Annotated in this window: 11 protein-coding genes; 8 read left to right on the forward strand and 3 right to left on the reverse strand. The window is 52.1% G+C overall.

What is annotated here, in order from left to right; all coding sequences use genetic code 11:
• The first annotated feature begins 143 nt into the window (after window positions 1–143).
• From rplM to sspB, 4 genes are all read left to right on the forward strand, one after another.
• Entirely contained in the window at window positions 144–572 is a 429-nt protein-coding gene (gene rplM, locus GZ59_RS01635; protein WP_005975488.1) for a 50S ribosomal protein L13, read from the forward strand.
• Between the two features lie 15 nt (window positions 573–587).
• The gene (gene rpsI / locus GZ59_RS01640; protein WP_011091939.1) at window positions 588–980 is read left to right on the forward strand and encodes a 30S ribosomal protein S9; all 393 of its coding nucleotides are present in this window, start codon (window positions 588–590) and stop codon (window positions 978–980) included.
• 329 nt (window positions 981–1,309) lie between these two features.
• A complete protein-coding gene (sspA, locus tag GZ59_RS01645; RefSeq protein WP_011091940.1) occupies window positions 1,310–1,951 on the forward strand; it encodes a stringent starvation protein SspA in 642 nt (213 codons plus the stop codon).
• Between the two features lie 5 nt (window positions 1,952–1,956).
• Window positions 1,957–2,460, forward strand: coding sequence for a ClpXP protease specificity-enhancing factor (sspB, locus tag GZ59_RS01650; protein WP_011091941.1), 504 nt, complete (start codon window positions 1,957–1,959; stop codon window positions 2,458–2,460).
• Between the two features lie 63 nt (window positions 2,461–2,523).
• Here the strand turns inward: sspB and GZ59_RS01655 are convergent, their stop codons facing one another.
• The 3 genes from GZ59_RS01655 to gltB all read right to left on the reverse strand — a co-directional run bounded on the left by GZ59_RS01655 (window position 2,524) and on the right by gltB (window position 9,448).
• A complete protein-coding gene (locus GZ59_RS01655) occupies window positions 2,524–3,297 on the reverse strand; it encodes a (S)-acetoin forming diacetyl reductase (RefSeq protein ID WP_039289605.1) in 774 nt (257 codons plus the stop codon).
• A 262-nt stretch (window positions 3,298–3,559) separates the two neighbouring features.
• The gene (locus GZ59_RS01660) at window positions 3,560–4,978 is read right to left on the reverse strand and encodes a glutamate synthase small subunit (protein WP_039289608.1); all 1,419 of its coding nucleotides are present in this window, start codon (window positions 4,976–4,978) and stop codon (window positions 3,560–3,562) included.
• A gap of 9 nt (window positions 4,979–4,987) precedes the next feature.
• Window positions 4,988–9,448, reverse strand: a complete 4,461-nt coding sequence (gene gltB / locus GZ59_RS01665) for a glutamate synthase large subunit (RefSeq protein WP_039289610.1) — start codon at window positions 9,446–9,448, stop codon at window positions 4,988–4,990.
• A 651-nt stretch (window positions 9,449–10,099) separates the two neighbouring features.
• Here gltB and mnmL point away from each other — a divergent pair.
• The 4 genes from mnmL (at window position 10,100) to mtgA (ending at window position 15,393) form a co-directional block, all read left to right on the forward strand.
• Window positions 10,100–11,029 carry a tRNA modification radical SAM protein MnmL/YtqA gene (gene mnmL, locus GZ59_RS01670; protein ID WP_039289613.1) on the forward strand — a complete coding sequence of 310 codons (930 nt, stop codon included), beginning with the start codon at window positions 10,100–10,102 and terminating at the stop codon, window positions 11,027–11,029.
• A gap of 133 nt (window positions 11,030–11,162) precedes the next feature.
• Window positions 11,163–13,532: an aerobic respiration two-component sensor histidine kinase ArcB gene (gene arcB / locus GZ59_RS01675; protein WP_039289616.1), complete on the forward strand. Its 2,370-nt coding sequence runs from the start codon at window positions 11,163–11,165 to the stop codon at window positions 13,530–13,532.
• 473 nt (window positions 13,533–14,005) lie between these two features.
• Complete coding sequence (gene elbB, locus GZ59_RS01680) at window positions 14,006–14,659, forward strand: isoprenoid biosynthesis glyoxalase ElbB (RefSeq protein WP_011091948.1); 654 nt, start codon at window positions 14,006–14,008, stop codon at window positions 14,657–14,659.
• On the forward strand, window positions 14,656–15,393 hold the full coding sequence (gene mtgA, locus GZ59_RS01685; protein ID WP_039289621.1) for a monofunctional biosynthetic peptidoglycan transglycosylase: 738 nt from the start codon (window positions 14,656–14,658) through the stop codon (window positions 15,391–15,393). The genes elbB and mtgA overlap by 4 nt, the downstream gene beginning before the upstream one ends.
• Window positions 15,394–15,451 lie beyond the last annotated feature (58 nt).

Below are 15,451 nucleotides of genomic sequence, written 5' to 3' on the forward strand. Positions count from 1 at the left end.
AGTTTTTTTCCCAAAAACTTTATAGTGCCGGCATTGGCTATTCGAAGGGGTAGGTTTGCTGGACTGATGGTCGTGTGAGCCTCAACTGTTTTCGAGCGTTAGGGTGTTCACCAACGTGTAACTAATTATTGGGTAAGCTTTTAATGAAAACTTTTACAGCTAAACCAGAGACCGTAAAACGTGACTGGTACGTTGTTGATGCGAACGGTAAAACTTTAGGCCGTCTCGCTACTGAACTGGCTCGTCGTCTGCGCGGCAAGCATAAAGCGGAATACACCCCGCACGTTGATACGGGTGATTACATCATCGTTCTGAACGCTGACAAAGTTGCTGTAACTGGCAACAAGCGTACTGACAAGATTTATTATCATCACACCGGTCACATCGGTGGTATTAAACAAGCGACCTTTGAAGAGATGATTGCCCGCCGTCCTGAGCGTGTGATTGAAATCGCGGTTAAAGGCATGCTGCCGAAGGGCCCGTTGGGTCGTGCTATGTTCCGTAAACTGAAAGTTTACGCGGGCACCGAGCACAATCACGCGGCACAGCAACCGCAAGTTCTGGACATTTAATCGGGATTATAGGCAATGGCTGAAAATCAATACTACGGCACTGGTCGCCGCAAAAGCTCCGCCGCTCGCGTGTTCATCAAACCGGGCAGCGGTAACATCGTTATTAACCAGCGTAGTCTGGAACAGTACTTCGGTCGCGAAACTGCCCGCATGGTAGTTCGTCAGCCGCTTGAACTGGTCGACATGGTTGGTAAATTTGATCTGTACATCACCGTTAAAGGTGGTGGTATCTCTGGTCAGGCTGGTGCGATCCGTCATGGTATCACCCGCGCTCTGATGGAGTATGATGAGTCCCTGCGTGGCGAACTGCGTAAAGCTGGTTTCGTTACTCGTGATGCTCGTCAGGTTGAACGTAAGAAAGTCGGTCTGCGTAAAGCACGTCGTCGTCCTCAGTTCTCCAAGCGTTAATTTCTGGCTGCATTGCAGCGAAATCAATGCAAAAAACCCGGTGCTTGCCACCGGGTTTTTTATGTCTAAAAATAATTTCCTCGAAATATACGTTTTACTTTCCGTATGTTAGCGATGAAGTTGCGCTTATGCCCCCACAAAACGAACAAAATCTGATAAGCTATTAGCCGATTTTATGCCTGTGTGCCAGCTATCGCGTAGCTGTTTAAAACGATGGATTTTATCAGGCGATGTTTACACATTGGCGAGCAGAATTTCGAATAGCGGTTTGCAGGTTATTCACTGCGTGGTTATTCGCCATATTATTCTCAATAAACTTGGAGGTTTTCATGGCTGTCGCTGCCAACAAACGTTCGGTAATGACGCTGTTTTCTGGTCAGTCCGACATTTTTAGCCATCAGGTCCGCATTGTATTGGCGGAAAAAGGTGTGAGTGTCGAGATTGAGCTGGTGGACATGGATAATCTGCCTCAGGATCTTATTGACCTCAATCCTTATGGTTCCGTGCCGACGCTGGTCGATCGCGAACTGACGCTCTATGAATCACGTATTATCATGGAGTATCTGGATGAACGTTTCCCTCATCCGCCGTTAATGCCTGTCTATCCTGTTGCGCGCGGTAACAGCCGCCTGATGATGCATCGCATTGAGAGCGACTGGTATTCTTTGCTTAGGAAAATGACGCATGGCAACGCTCAGGAAGCGGATGCAGCGCGTAAGCAACTGCGTGAAGAACTGCTGGCAATTGCCCCAGTGTTCAATGAAACGCCTTATTTCATGAGCGAAGAGTTCAGCCTGGTGGATTGCTATCTGGCTCCGCTGCTGTGGCGTCTGCCGCAGTTAGGTATTGAACTGAGTGGTTCGGGCGCGAAAGAGCTGAAAGGCTACATGACACGCGTCTTTGAGCGTGATGCGTTCTTGGCTTCCCTGACGGAAGTAGAACGTGAAATGCGTTTGCAAACCCGAGGTTAAACTGTATGGCGTTGTCTCAACTGTCTCCGCGTCGTCCGTATTTATTACGGGCTTTTTATGATTGGTTGCTGGATAACCAATTAACGCCTCATCTGGTAGTCGATATCACTCTGCCGGATGTTATGGTACCGATGGAGTTCGCCCGTGATGGCCAGATCGTGCTGAATATTGCACCGCGCGCTGTTGGTGGCCTTGAGTTAGCTGATGACAGCGTTCGTTTCAATGCTCGTTTTGGCGGCGTACCGCGTCAGGTTCATGTGCCGATGGCGGCCGTAATGGCGATCTACGCACGTGAGAACGGAGCTGGAACGATGTTTGAGTCCGAACCTGCTTATGAGTCTGCAGGTGAATATGAAGGCTTTCAAGAAGGGGCGCCCTCTTCAGGGACGGTCATGTCGATTGTCGATAGCTCACCTGATTCTGAAGCACCTGACGATGGTTCCGGTTCTGATGACGAACCACCACCGCCGCCTAAAGGTGGCAGACCATCGCTACGGGTCGTAAAATAATCCGTTCCTAAGGGCACTTTAACAGTGCCCTTTCTTATTTCGTATCGTTAGCAAAATATGCCGTTAATTGAACACCATTCCGCCATCAATGAGTAACGACTGTCCTGTCATATAATCTGAATCGTGGCTGGCCAGATAGGAGACACAAGCGGCAACATCTTCTGGTTCGGATAAACGACCTAGTGTGATGCGTTTGGCGAATTCTTCCGTTGCATAGCCACGCGGTTTTCCTGCGGACTCAGAGATCTTCCGATCGATTTCATCCCACATTGGCGTTTTTACGATACCTGGACAGTAGCCATTGACCGTGATGCCCAGCGGCGCTAAATCGCGAGCAGCAGTTTGCGTCAAGCCGCGAACCGCAAATTTACTCGAGCTGTAGACGGCGAGCTCAGGATTACCGACATGTCCGGCCTGTGAGCAGGCATTGATGATTTTGCCGCCATGACCCAGAGATTTAAAGGCATCAAGAGCCGCCTGAATTCCCCAGATAACGCCTTTGACGTTGATGTTATAAACACGATCAACAACTTCTGGCGTGATATCTTCAATCAGGGTTGAGGGAGCAACACCGGCGTTATTGACGATGACGTTAAAGTCACCAAAGCGCTTTTTGGCTTCTGCAACGGCGGCGAAAACGGCCTCACGATCCGCGACGTCTGCCTGTAGTGCGATGGCTTGCCCGCCGGATTTTTCAATTTCCTGCGCCACGCTACGCGCTGTTTCTTGGTTATAGTCCACGATGGCGACGGCAAAGCCATCTGCCGCCAGTCTGAGAGCAATAGCACGGCCAATACCTTGACCGCCTCCTGTTACAAGAGCCACTTCGACTGTCATATTTCCTCCTTAATGAAATCCAATCTCAATAAAGACAAGTAAATGCCGGAGATAAGTGTAGGCCTTTCACGTGAAATTGCAGGATTTATTACGAAAAGTTCTTTAGAACGGAGTGGAAAGATGAAGGGTTTATTAGCCCGTTTGGTGTGAAACTCTAAAAAAAGAAACAAGGTGGGTTGCCATCAGTTGCTAATGGACGCTTAAGGTAAAGCCGGAAAAAGAAAAGGGCAGCCAGCCTGCCCTCAGGAGACGTCGTGCGTTTCTACACTTCCAGATAGTTCATGATGCCGTCAGCGGCTTTACGACCTTCTGCGATGGCGGTAACCACCAGATCGGAACCGCGTACAGCATCGCCGCCCGCAAAAATTTTCGGGTTGCTGGTCTGGAAGGCGTTATCGCAGCTTTCCGGTGCGACAATACGACCTTGATCGTCCAGCTTGACGTCATGTTCTGCCAGCCACGCCATTTTGTGCGGACGGAAGCCGAACGCCATGATGACCGCATCGGCTTCCAGTACGTGCTCGGAACCCTCTACGATTTCAGGACGACGACGTCCATTGGCATCAGGTACGCCCAGTGCAGTTCGCGCCATTTTCACACCGCACACTTTGCCTGCGCCATTGACCTCGACGCTCAGCGGTTGCAGGTTGAATTTGAACTCGACGCCTTCTTCACGTGCATTTTTCACTTCGCGCTTGGAGCCAGGCATGTTCTCTTCATCACGACGATAGGCACAGGTAACGTGCGTTGCGGCCTGACGAATTGAGGTGCGCACGCAGTCCATCGCGGTATCACCACCGCCTAGCACGACAACGCGTCTCCCCTGCATGCTGATGTAAGGCTCGTCTGCTGCGGCTTCAAAGCCCATCAACTGCTTGGTATTGGCGATCAGGAACGGCAGAGCATCATAAACGCCCTGAGCATCTTCATTGTCCAATCCGCCACGCATAGACTGATAGGTGCCGACACCGAGGAATACGGCATCGTACTCGTCCAGCAGCGCTTTCATCTGTACGTCTTTGCCGACTTCGGTATTCAGACGGAATTCGATCCCCATCTCGGTGAAGATTTCACGGCGTTTCACCATCACCTCTTTTTCCAGCTTGAAAGAGGGGATGCCGAAGGTCAGCAGGCCACCGATCTCAGGGTGACGATCGAAAACGACGGCCTGTACGCCACTTCGTGCCAGCACATCGGCACAGGCCAGCCCTGCTGGGCCAGCGCCGATAATGGCGACGCGTTTGCCTGTCGGTATGACGTTGGCAACGCTCGGCTTCCAGCCCATCTCTATCGCTTTATCATTGATATAGCGCTCGATGTTGCCGATGGTGACCGCGCCGAACTCGTCATTCAGCGTACAAGATCCTTCACACAGACGATCCTGCGGGCATACGCGGCCGCACACTTCCGGCAGGCTGTTAGTCTGGTGCGATAACTCAGCCGCTTCGATAATGCGGCCTTCGTTCGCCAGTTTCAGCCAGTTCGGGATGTAGTTATGTACTGGACATTTCCATTCACAGTAAGGGTTTCCGCATGACAGGCAGCGATCTGCCTGGGCTTTGGACTGGCTTTCTGAGAACGGCTCGTAGATCTCAACAAATTCAATTTTACGAATCTTCAGCGGTTTCTTGGGCGGATCAACGCGCTGTAAGTCGATAAACTGGTAAACATTCTGACTCATGATGACCTCTTACTGCGCCTGAACCCGCAGCTCGGCTGCGGAACGACTACGGTGACCCAACAATGCCTTCACATCACTTGACTTCGGTTTCACCAGAGCAAACTTCGGTGCCCAGATCGGCCAGTTAGCGAGGATCTCTTCTCCGCGGTGTGAACCGGTATTCTGTACATGCTCGGTGATCAGGCCACGTAAATGCTCTTCATGAATAGCTAACTCTTCCACATCCAGTACTTCTACCAGTTCTGGGTTAACGCGTTTGCGGAATTCACCGTCTTCATCCAGCACGTAGGCGAATCCACCGGTCATGCCTGCACCAAAGTTCACGCCGGTACGACCCAGCACGCAGACGATTCCGCCCGTCATGTATTCACAACCGTTATCGCCGATGCCTTCTACCACGGTGATACAGCCCGAGTTACGCACGGCGAAACGCTCACCTGCGCGGCCTGCTGCAAACAGCTTACCGCCGGTGGCACCATAAAGGCAGGTGTTACCGATGATGCTGGCTTCGTGACTGCGGAAGGCTGAACCCACCGGAGGACGTACGGAGATACTGCCGCCCGCCATACCTTTGCCGACGTAGTCGTTGGCATCGCCGATTAATTTCAGTTCCAGTCCGCCTGCGTTCCATACGCCAAAGCTCTGTCCTGCCGTACCGGAGAAGTGAGCTTTAATCGGATCGCCAGCCAGTCCTTGATCGCCATGTTTTTCGGCAATTGCACCAGACAGCGTCGCGCCGACGGAGCGATCGGTGTTGCGGATATCGAAGTAGAGCGCTTTGCCCTGTTTCGCATCGATGTGCGGCTGTGCCTGTGCCAACAGTTCTTTGTTCAACAAGCCTTTATCGAACGACAGGTTGCTTTCAGTGCAGTACAGCGCTTTGCCCGGCTGAGGCTGTGCGGCGTGCAGCAGCGGCGACAGATCCAGCTTGTTCTGTTTAGCACTGAAACCGTCCAGCTCAACCAGCAAGTCAGTACGACCAATCAGGTCCACCAGACGGCTGACGCCCAACTCTGCCATCAGCACGCGAGTTTCATGTGCGATGAAGTGGAAGTAGTTGGTCACACGCTCAGGCAGGCCGTGGTAGTGATCGCGGCGCAGCTTCTCATCCTGCGTTGCAACGCCCGTTGCACAGTTATTCAGGTGGCAGATACGCAGGTATTTACAGCCCAGCGCGACCATTGGTCCGGTGCCGAAGCCGAAGCTTTCCGCACCCAGAATCGCCGCTTTGACGATATCCAGACCGGTTTTCAAGCCACCATCTACCTGAAGGCGGATTTTGTGACGTAGGCCGTTGGATACCAAAGCCTGTTGTGTTTCAACCAGACCCAGCTCCCACGGGCAGCCCGCGTATTTCACTGAGGACAGCGGACTGGCACCTGTACCGCCGTCGTAACCTGCGATGGTGATAAGGTCGGCATAGGCTTTGGCAACGCCGGTAGCGATAGTACCAACGCCTGGTTCAGACACCAGTTTCACCGAAATCATCGCTTTCGGATTGACCTGCTTCAGATCGAAAATCAACTGCGCCAAATCTTCGATAGAGTAAATATCGTGGTGCGGCGGTGGCGAAATCAGCGTCACACCCGGTACGGAATAGCGCAGACGGGCAATGTACGGCGTGACTTTATCACCCGGTAACTGACCCCCTTCGCCCGGCTTCGCGCCCTGTGCCACTTTAATCTGAATCACATCAGCGTTGACCAGATAGGCTGGCGTCACACCAAAACGACCAGAAGCGACCTGCTTGATGCGGGAAACTTTATTGGTGCCGTAACGCGCAGGATCTTCACCACCCTCACCGGAGTTGGAGAAACCACCCAGTCCGTTCATTGCTTCTGCCAGCGATTCATGGGCTTCGGGGCTGAGTGCGCCGATAGACATGGCTGCGGTATCGAAACGTTTGAACATTTCAGTAGCTGGTTCAACGTTGTCGATAGCGATGGCCGCGCCTTCTTGCGGTTTCAGTGCCAGCAGGTCGCGTAACGTCGCCACTGGGCGCTCGTTAACCAGCTTGGCGTATTGCTCGTAATCGCTGTACTCCCCACTTTTTACCGCGGTTTGCAGCGTAGTGACGACATCCGGGTTGTAGGCATGGTATTCGCCGCCGTGTACAAACTTCAGCAGGCCACCCTGTTCCAGCGTTTTGCGCTTCAGCCAGGCACGTTTGGACAGGTTCAGCAGATCCTGTTCGAAGTCGCTGTAGTTTGCTCCACCGATGCGGCTGACTACGCCCAGGAAACATTGCGTCGACACATCTTTATGCAGACCCACAGCTTCAAACAGCTTGGAACAGCGATAAGACGCAATCGTCGAGATGCCCATCTTGGACATAATCTTGTACAGGCCTTTATTGATGCCATTACGGTAGTTCAGCATCACGGCGCGATAAGGTTTGTCGATGGTATGGTTATCTACCATCCGCGCCAGCGTTTCGTAGGCGAGGTAAGGGTAGATAGCTGTCGCACCAAAGCCTAACAGCACGGCAAAGTGGTGCGGGTCGCGTGCACTGGCGGTTTCAACAATGATGTTGGCATCACAGCGCAGGCTCTTTTCTACCAAACGGCGCTGAACGGCACCCACTGCCATCGGCGCAGGGACGGGCAAGCGTGATTCGCTAATGCCACGGTCGGACAGCACCAGCAGAACGGCGCCGTCTCTGACTTTGCTTTCTGCTTCGTCACACAGTTTTTCGATGGTCTGTTGCAGCGTTTGCTGCAACGGATCAAACGTCAGATCCAGCGTGTCGGCGCGATAGTGCAGCTCATCCTGCGACGTCAGCTGTGTGAAGTCGGAGTAAAGCAGGATTGGTGATTTAAAGCTCAGACGGTGAGCCTGACCTTCCGCTTCACAGAAAACGTTCATCTCGCGGCCAATACTGGTCGCCAGTGACATCACATGTGCTTCGCGCAGCGGATCAATCGGTGGGTTGGTGACCTGTGCGAACTGCTGACGGAAGTAGTCATAAATGATGCGTGGACGGCTGGACAGCACGGCGAACGGCGTGTCGTCGCCCATAGAGCCAGTGGCTTCCTGACCGTTTTCGCCCAGTACGCGGATGACCTGATCCAGTTCTTCACTGCTGTAACCGTACTGTTTCTGGTAGGTTTCCAGCAGCTCATCGTTGAATTCACGACTGCCAACCTGCTCATCTGGCAGCTCTTCAAACGGTACCAGACGCTTAACGTTTTTCTCCATCCACTCTTTGTAAGGATGGCGACTTTTCAGATCGTTATCAGTTTCGGCAGAGTGCAGGATGCGGCCGCTGCGGGTGTCGATCACCATCAGCTCGCCAGGGCCAACGCGGCCTTTTTCAACCACCTCATCCGGCTGATAATCCCAGATACCGACTTCAGACGCGCAGGTGATTAGCTTGTCTTTGGTGATGACATAACGCGCGGGGCGCAGGCCATTACGATCCAGGTTACAAGCAGCATAGCGCCCGTCGGACATGACGATACCGGCTGGGCCATCCCACGGCTCCATGTGCATGGAGTTAAAGTCGAAGAAGGAGCGCAGTTCAGGATCCATATCCGGGTTGTTCTGCCAGGCTGGCGGAACCAGCAGGCGCATGGCGCGGATGATATCCATCCCACCGCTCAGGAACAGCTCCAGCATATTGTCCAACGAACTGGAGTCGGAGCCGGTTTCGTTGACGAACGGCGCAGCGTCCTGCAAATCCGGGATTAGCGGAGTTTTGAATTTATAAGCACGCGCGCGTGCCCATTGGCGGTTACCGGCGATGGTGTTGATCTCGCCGTTGTGCGCCAGATAGCGGAACGGCTGTGCCAGTGGCCAGCGGGGTACTGTGTTGGTTGAGAAGCGCTGATGGAACAGGCAAATTGCCGATTCCAGACGCAGATCGGCCAGATCGAGGTAGAAGCGTGGCAGATCCGCAGGCATGCACAGACCTTTATAGATCGTGACCAGATTGGAGAAGCTACAAACGTAGAACTCTTTGTCTTCGATACGTTTTTCGATACGGCGACGCGCCATGAATAGGCGACGTTCCATATCGCGTTGACGCCAGCCTGCCGGGGCGTTAACGAAAATTTGCTCAATACGCGGCATAGATGACAGGGCAATTTCACCCAGCACATCCGGGTTAGTCGGAACTTCACGCCAGCCCAGCACGGACAGCGTTTCATTCTGCAACTCTTCTTCTACAATCCGACGCGTGGCGCGAGCCAGCTCTTCGTCTTGATTGAGAAACATCATGCCAACAGCGTAGTTTTTGGCTAAACGCCAGCCATGTTCTTCCGCTACCAGACGAAAGAAACGATCGGGCTTCTGAAGTAATAAACCGCAGCCGTCGCCAGTCTTGCCGTCAGCAAGGATTGCGCCACGGTGCTGCATGCGTGCGAGTGCGTGAATGGCGGTACGCACTACTTTATGGCTCGGCTCACCTTCTATGTGGGCGATTAATCCGAAACCACAGTTATCTCTCTCTTGGGATGCATCATACAACATATTAGTGAACCTCCCCAGGCTCTGTGTGACTCTCACAACCTACTGCGAGAAAGCACCGTGGCGTCGAGCGGCTAGTATTGCGCTCTCTTCTTCGGCCTCTCGTGACGGTCTCACAAGTGGTAAATGACTTGTTTTTAGAGGGAGTCTTCATTTACTGCATAAATATGACGAGTCGTGAACCCGTCAGGAAAGCTTCCAGCGGATTCCCAAATTAGCGAGAAACCCTGTTCAGGTCAAATACCAGTGCAAAATGTGCTGATAAGCGATAATTTTTAATTATACCTATGAAACGTAATGATTTTTTTAGAAAAACCATCTCGAAAAGCGAATGTGGTATTTAATTAAAATGTGAGCTGTATCACTATGCGAAAGCGTGATAACCCTTCTCCATGCTACGTTCTTTCTACGTTCTAGAATATTCTGCTGTATATGACTACTTTTAGATTTTATGAAACTATTTTTAAGTATTGCTTCATCTTTTCATTAAGCCAGCATACGGGATAAGAAAAATTAATTAGCACGGACGTGAGTTTATTTTCACTAAAAGCGAATAAAAATGCATTTCATTGGGATGTGTGTGATTGATCGCGGTCATCGCGAAGGGGGCAAGAGAAAGGTAGTCTGCTGTTCCTCAAGGGAGCAGGCTAGAATATGCAATTGCAAAAATTAATCAATATGTTTGGCGGAAATCTTCAACGTCGCTATGGCGAGAAGATCCACAAGCTGACGCTGCACGGTGGCTTTAATTGCCCTAACCGTGATGGCACGCTGGGGCGAGGCGGGTGTACGTTCTGTAATGTCGCTTCGTTTGCCGATGAGCAGATGCAGCAACGCAGTATTGCGCAGCAGTTGAAAGCGCAAGCGGGAAAGGTGAATCGGGCCAAGCGTTATCTGGCTTATTTTCAGGCGTATACCAGCACCTATGCCGAGGTTCAGGTTCTGGAAAGCATGTATCAGGAAGCGCTGAAGCAGGCTGAAATGGTAGGACTTTGTGTGGGGACTCGTCCCGACTGCGTGCCAGATGCGGTGCTGGATTTGCTGTCCCGTTATCACGATCGGGGTTATGAGGTTTGGCTGGAACTCGGGCTGCAAAGTGCCTGTGACAAAACGCTGCATCGTATTAATCGTGGACATGACTTCGCCTGCTATCAGGAAACTACCCGCCGCGCGCGCGAACGCGGCTTGAAGGTGTGTAGCCATCTGATTGTGGGGTTACCGGGAGAAGATGCACAGCGCTGTTTAACGACGCTGGAGCAGGTCGTCGAGACTGGGGTAGAAGGCATTAAGCTTCACCCTCTCCATATTGTGGAAGGCAGTACGATGGCGAAAGCCTGGCGAGCCAGAAGGTTGCCCGAATTGGCGCTGGATCGCTATGTGGAGACGGCGGGAGAGATGATTCGCCATACGCCGCCGGATGTCATCTATCATCGCATTTCCGCCAGCGCTCGACGTCCGACTCTGCTAGCACCGCTTTGGTGTGAAAATCGCTGGACGGGCATGGTGGAACTGGACCGCTATCTGCAAACGCATGGTGTACAGGGTTCCGCGCTCGGCATGCCCTACCGCTATGCTGGTGTGTAATACATCATGTGTAATGCGTCAAAAGGCACGAACGGTAGACCCCGATATTTCGTGTTGTGAATCTACGGAGCCGCACCGTATAAGTCGCTATTTTGCGTTATGATGCGCCGGTCGGTGACTAAGGGAAATCGCTATGAAGCAAATTCGTCTGTTGGCTCAGTACTATGTTGATTTGATGGTAAAACTGGGGCTTGTCCGTTTTTCACTGCTGCTAGCCTCGGTATTGGTGCTGCTGGCGATGGTAGTACAAATGGCGGTCACCCTATTGCTCAGCGGGGAAGTCGAAAATATCGACGTCGTCCGCTCCATTTTCTTCGGGCTGCTAATTACGCCCTGGGCCGTTTATTTTCTCTCCGTGGTGGTGGAACAGCTTGAAGAGTCGCGTCAGCGGCTGTCGAAGCTGGTAGCGAAACTGGAAGAGATGCGTCATCGGGATCTGGAGCTGAATGTGCAGCTTCAGGAGAACATCGCGCAGCTCAATCAGGAAATTGCCGACCGTATCAAAGCGGAAGAGGCCCGTGTGCTGGTGATGAGCCGGCTCAAAGAAGAGATGTCCCGTCGCGAACAGGCGCAGATTGAGCTGGAGCAGCAATCTGCGTTGCTGCGCTCGTTCCTCGATGCCTCGCCGGATCTGGTTTATTACCGTAACGAAGAAAAAGAATTCTCCGGCTGCAACCGCGCGATGGAACTGCTGGTAGGTAAAAGCCAGAAGCAGCTCATCGGCTTGACGCCGCAGGATGTTTACGCCCCCGATATTGCTGAGAAAGTGATGGAGACGGACGAAAAAGTGTTCCGCCACAACGTTTCTCTGACCTATGAGCAGTGGCTGGTTTATCCCGATGGGCGTAAAGCCTGTTTTGAGCTGCGCAAAGTGCCGTTTTATGACCGGATGGGCAAACGTCACGGGCTGATGGGGTTTGGACGCGATATAACGGAGCGTAAGCGTTACCAGGACGCGTTAGAGAACGCCAGTAGGGATAAGACCACTTTTATCTCAACAATCAGCCACGAGCTTCGTACGCCGCTTAATGGCATTGTCGGGTTAAGTCGAATCCTGCTGGATACGCAACTTGACCCTGAACAGCAAAAATACCTGAAAACTATCCACGTCAGCGCGATTACGCTGGGCAATATTTTTAACGACGTGATTGAGATGGATAAACAGGAGCGCCGCAAGGTGCAACTGGATAACCAGCCGATCGATTTCACCGGTTTTCTGGTGGATTTGGAGAACCTCGGTGGCCTGCTGGCGGAACAGAAAGGCCTGAAGCTGATTATGGATCAGCACCAGCCTCTGCCGCAGAAAGTGATTACTGACGGAACACGCCTGCGGCAGATTCTGTGGAACCTGCTCAGTAACGCGGTGAAATTTACGCCGAAGGGTGAGAAAGGCGAAAAGGGCGAAATTGTGGTGCGCGTCTGGCATGAAAAGGGCGATCGCTTGCGCTTCGAGGTTGAAGATTCTGGGATGGGTATCCCGGCGGATGAATTGGAAAAAATCTTCGCCATGTATTATCAGGTCAAAGACCAGCACGGTGGAAAGCCAGCAACGGGTTCGGGAATCGGTCTGGCGGTGTCGAAGCGTCTGGCACAGAACATGGGCGGCGATATCCATGTTTCCAGTTCGCAAGGTAAGGGCTCCTGCTTCACCCTGACGGTGATTGCGCCGAGCGCCGATGAAGCGGGAAGCGGCCTGGAAGACGACGATGATTTGCCGCTACCTGCGTTGCACGTTCTGCTGGTTGAGGACATCGAACTCAACGTGGTGGTTGCGCGCTCGGTGCTTGAAAAGCTGGGTAATAGCGTGGATGTCGCGATGACTGGGCAGGAAGCGCTGGATATGTTCGATCCCGATGAATTCGATCTGGTGTTACTCGATATCCAACTGCCGGATATGACTGGGCTGGACGTGGCGCGTCAGCTACGTTCGCGCTATGGCAAGCGCAGCCTGCCGCCGCTGGTGGCGCTGACGGCGAACGTGCTGAAGGATAAACGCGAATATCTGGATGCGGGTATGGATGACGTGCTTAGTAAACCGCTGTCGGTGCCAGCGTTGACGGCTGTTATCAAACAACACTGGGATACTCACACGGTGTGGACGGAAGAGTCAGTGGTTGAAGAAGGTGATGAAATGGCAAAGGCAAAAGAAGATCTGCTGGATATCCCGATGCTGGAACAGTACCTGGATTTGGTGGGGCCGAAATTGATTCACCAAAGTCTGGAAATGTTTGAACAGATGATGCCGGGTTATCTGGCGATTCTGGATTCCAACATGACGGCGCGTGACCAGAAAGGCATTACGGAAGAAGGGCACAAAATTAAAGGGGCTGCGGGCTCCGTCGGGTTACGGCATCTGCAACAAATCGCCCAGCAGATTCAGACCTCATCGCTACCAGCATGGTGGGATAACGTGCAGGAGTGGATCGATGAGCTTAAGCACGACTGGCGTCATGACGTTCAGGTACTGCGTGATTGGGTAGCAAAAGCAGAGAAAGAGTCCTGATACGGTCTTTGTGCTGATTCTGTCTGCTGTGGCCACAAGGATGTGGTGAGTAAAATGGTTAGAAAAATTTTTTCGTATCACGCGATATCATGCAAAAAATGCAGAACGACGTCAGATTGAGCGGTGTTTACGATTGAAGGAGGATAGGGAATGCGGGGCTTTGCACGTTTTCATACGGTAGAAAAAAATGACCCCGGCCGAAGCCGGGGTGCGCGAATTATGCGCCAACACCAGGGAAAACATGCACCTGCATTTAGATCTCAGGGTTTGTAAACTCGCAAGTGCGGATATTCGTGTCTTAACACTACAACTTACAACAGCAACTAAAACCCAGCTACTGTACATCTTCATCAAGCAACAAAATAGCAAATGTAGAAATCTTTGTTACAAGAATCATTAAAATGTGTGATGTAGATTAGTGTTTGTCAATTAAAAAATCAATTAGTTGATGTAATGAAATGAGGGAAAAGATGATGAAACGAGTCGGCATTGTCCTTAGTGGCTGTGGTGTTTATGACGGTTCCGAGATTCATGAAGCCGTATTGACGTTACTTGCGCTAGATCGCGCAGGTGCGCAAGCAGTTTGCTTTGCGCCAGATAAACCGCAATTACAGGTGGTTAATCACCTGACAGGTGACGTAACTGGTGAGAATCGCAACGTTTTAGCAGAATCAGCACGGATCGTCAGAGGAAAAATCCAGCCGCTTTCTACAGCAAATGCACAAGATTTAGATGCGCTGATTGTGCCTGGTGGTTTTGGCGCTGCGAAGAACTTAAGCGACTTTTCCACGCAGGGATCGGCCTGTCAGATTGATGAAACGCTGCAATTGCTCACACAGGAAATTTATAAGCAAAATAAACCAATTGGTTTTATTTGCATCTCGCCCGCGTTGCTGCCGACGATCTTGGGGATACCCGTTCGCGTAACCATTGGTAACGATATTGATACTGCTGAAGCTGTCGAAGAGATGGGCGGTATCCACGTCGTTTGTCCGGTCGATGATATCGTGGTGGATGAGGAACATAAAATCGTGACGACACCAGCCTATATGCTGGCTAGCTCTATCAGCGAAGCGGCACAAGGCATTGATAAGCTCGTTGCTCGCGTATTGGCTCTCACCGAATGAGGTGGAGCCGAGGGCGTGTTGGAGGCTTACTCACGTGGCTTAAGCGTCTGATTGTTCGGAGTGTGTTGGTTGTCATCGGTGCGTGGCTGGCTGGTATCCTGCTGTTTTCCTTTCTGCCCGTACCGTTCTCAGCGGTAATGGTCGACAGGCAGGTCAGCGCATGGCTGAAAGGCGAATTCTCCTATGTTGCCCATTCAGACTGGGTGGCAATGGACGATATCGCACCAGCAATGGCGCTGGCAGTGATGGCGGCGGAAGACCAAAAATTTCCTCAGCATTGGGGTTTCGATGTTGATGCGATTGGTCAGGCATTGAAACACAACGAACGTAATACACAGCGGGTTCGCGGTGCGTCTACGCTGTCGCAACAGATGGTGAAGAACCTGTTTCTGTGGGATGGGCGTAGCTGGGTGCGTAAGGGGCTTGAGGCGGGCATTACCACCGGGGTTGAGCTGGTCTGGACAAAACGGCGAATTCTTACCGTGTATCTCAACATCGCCGAATTTGGCCCTGGGGTTTTTGGTGTGGAAGCGGCTGCCAGACGTTATTTCAATAAATCTGCCAGCAAGTTGACGGCAAGCGAATCCGCGTTGCTGGCGGCGGTGCTGCCAAACCCTATTCGCTTTCGTGCGAATGCGCCTTCCGGCTACGTTATTCAACGTCAGCAGTGGATTTTACGCCAGATGCGACAGATGGGCGGCGACGCGTTTTTGCGAGATAACAATCTGAATTAAGACGTCTTGTTCGTTTAGTATACCGAGAAGTTTTCGCGTTAACGGTCGTGTTTTCGAC

The sequence above is a fragment of the Pectobacterium atrosepticum genome, assembly GCF_000740965.1.
Taxonomy (GTDB): Bacteria; Pseudomonadota; Gammaproteobacteria; order Enterobacterales; family Enterobacteriaceae; genus Pectobacterium; species Pectobacterium atrosepticum.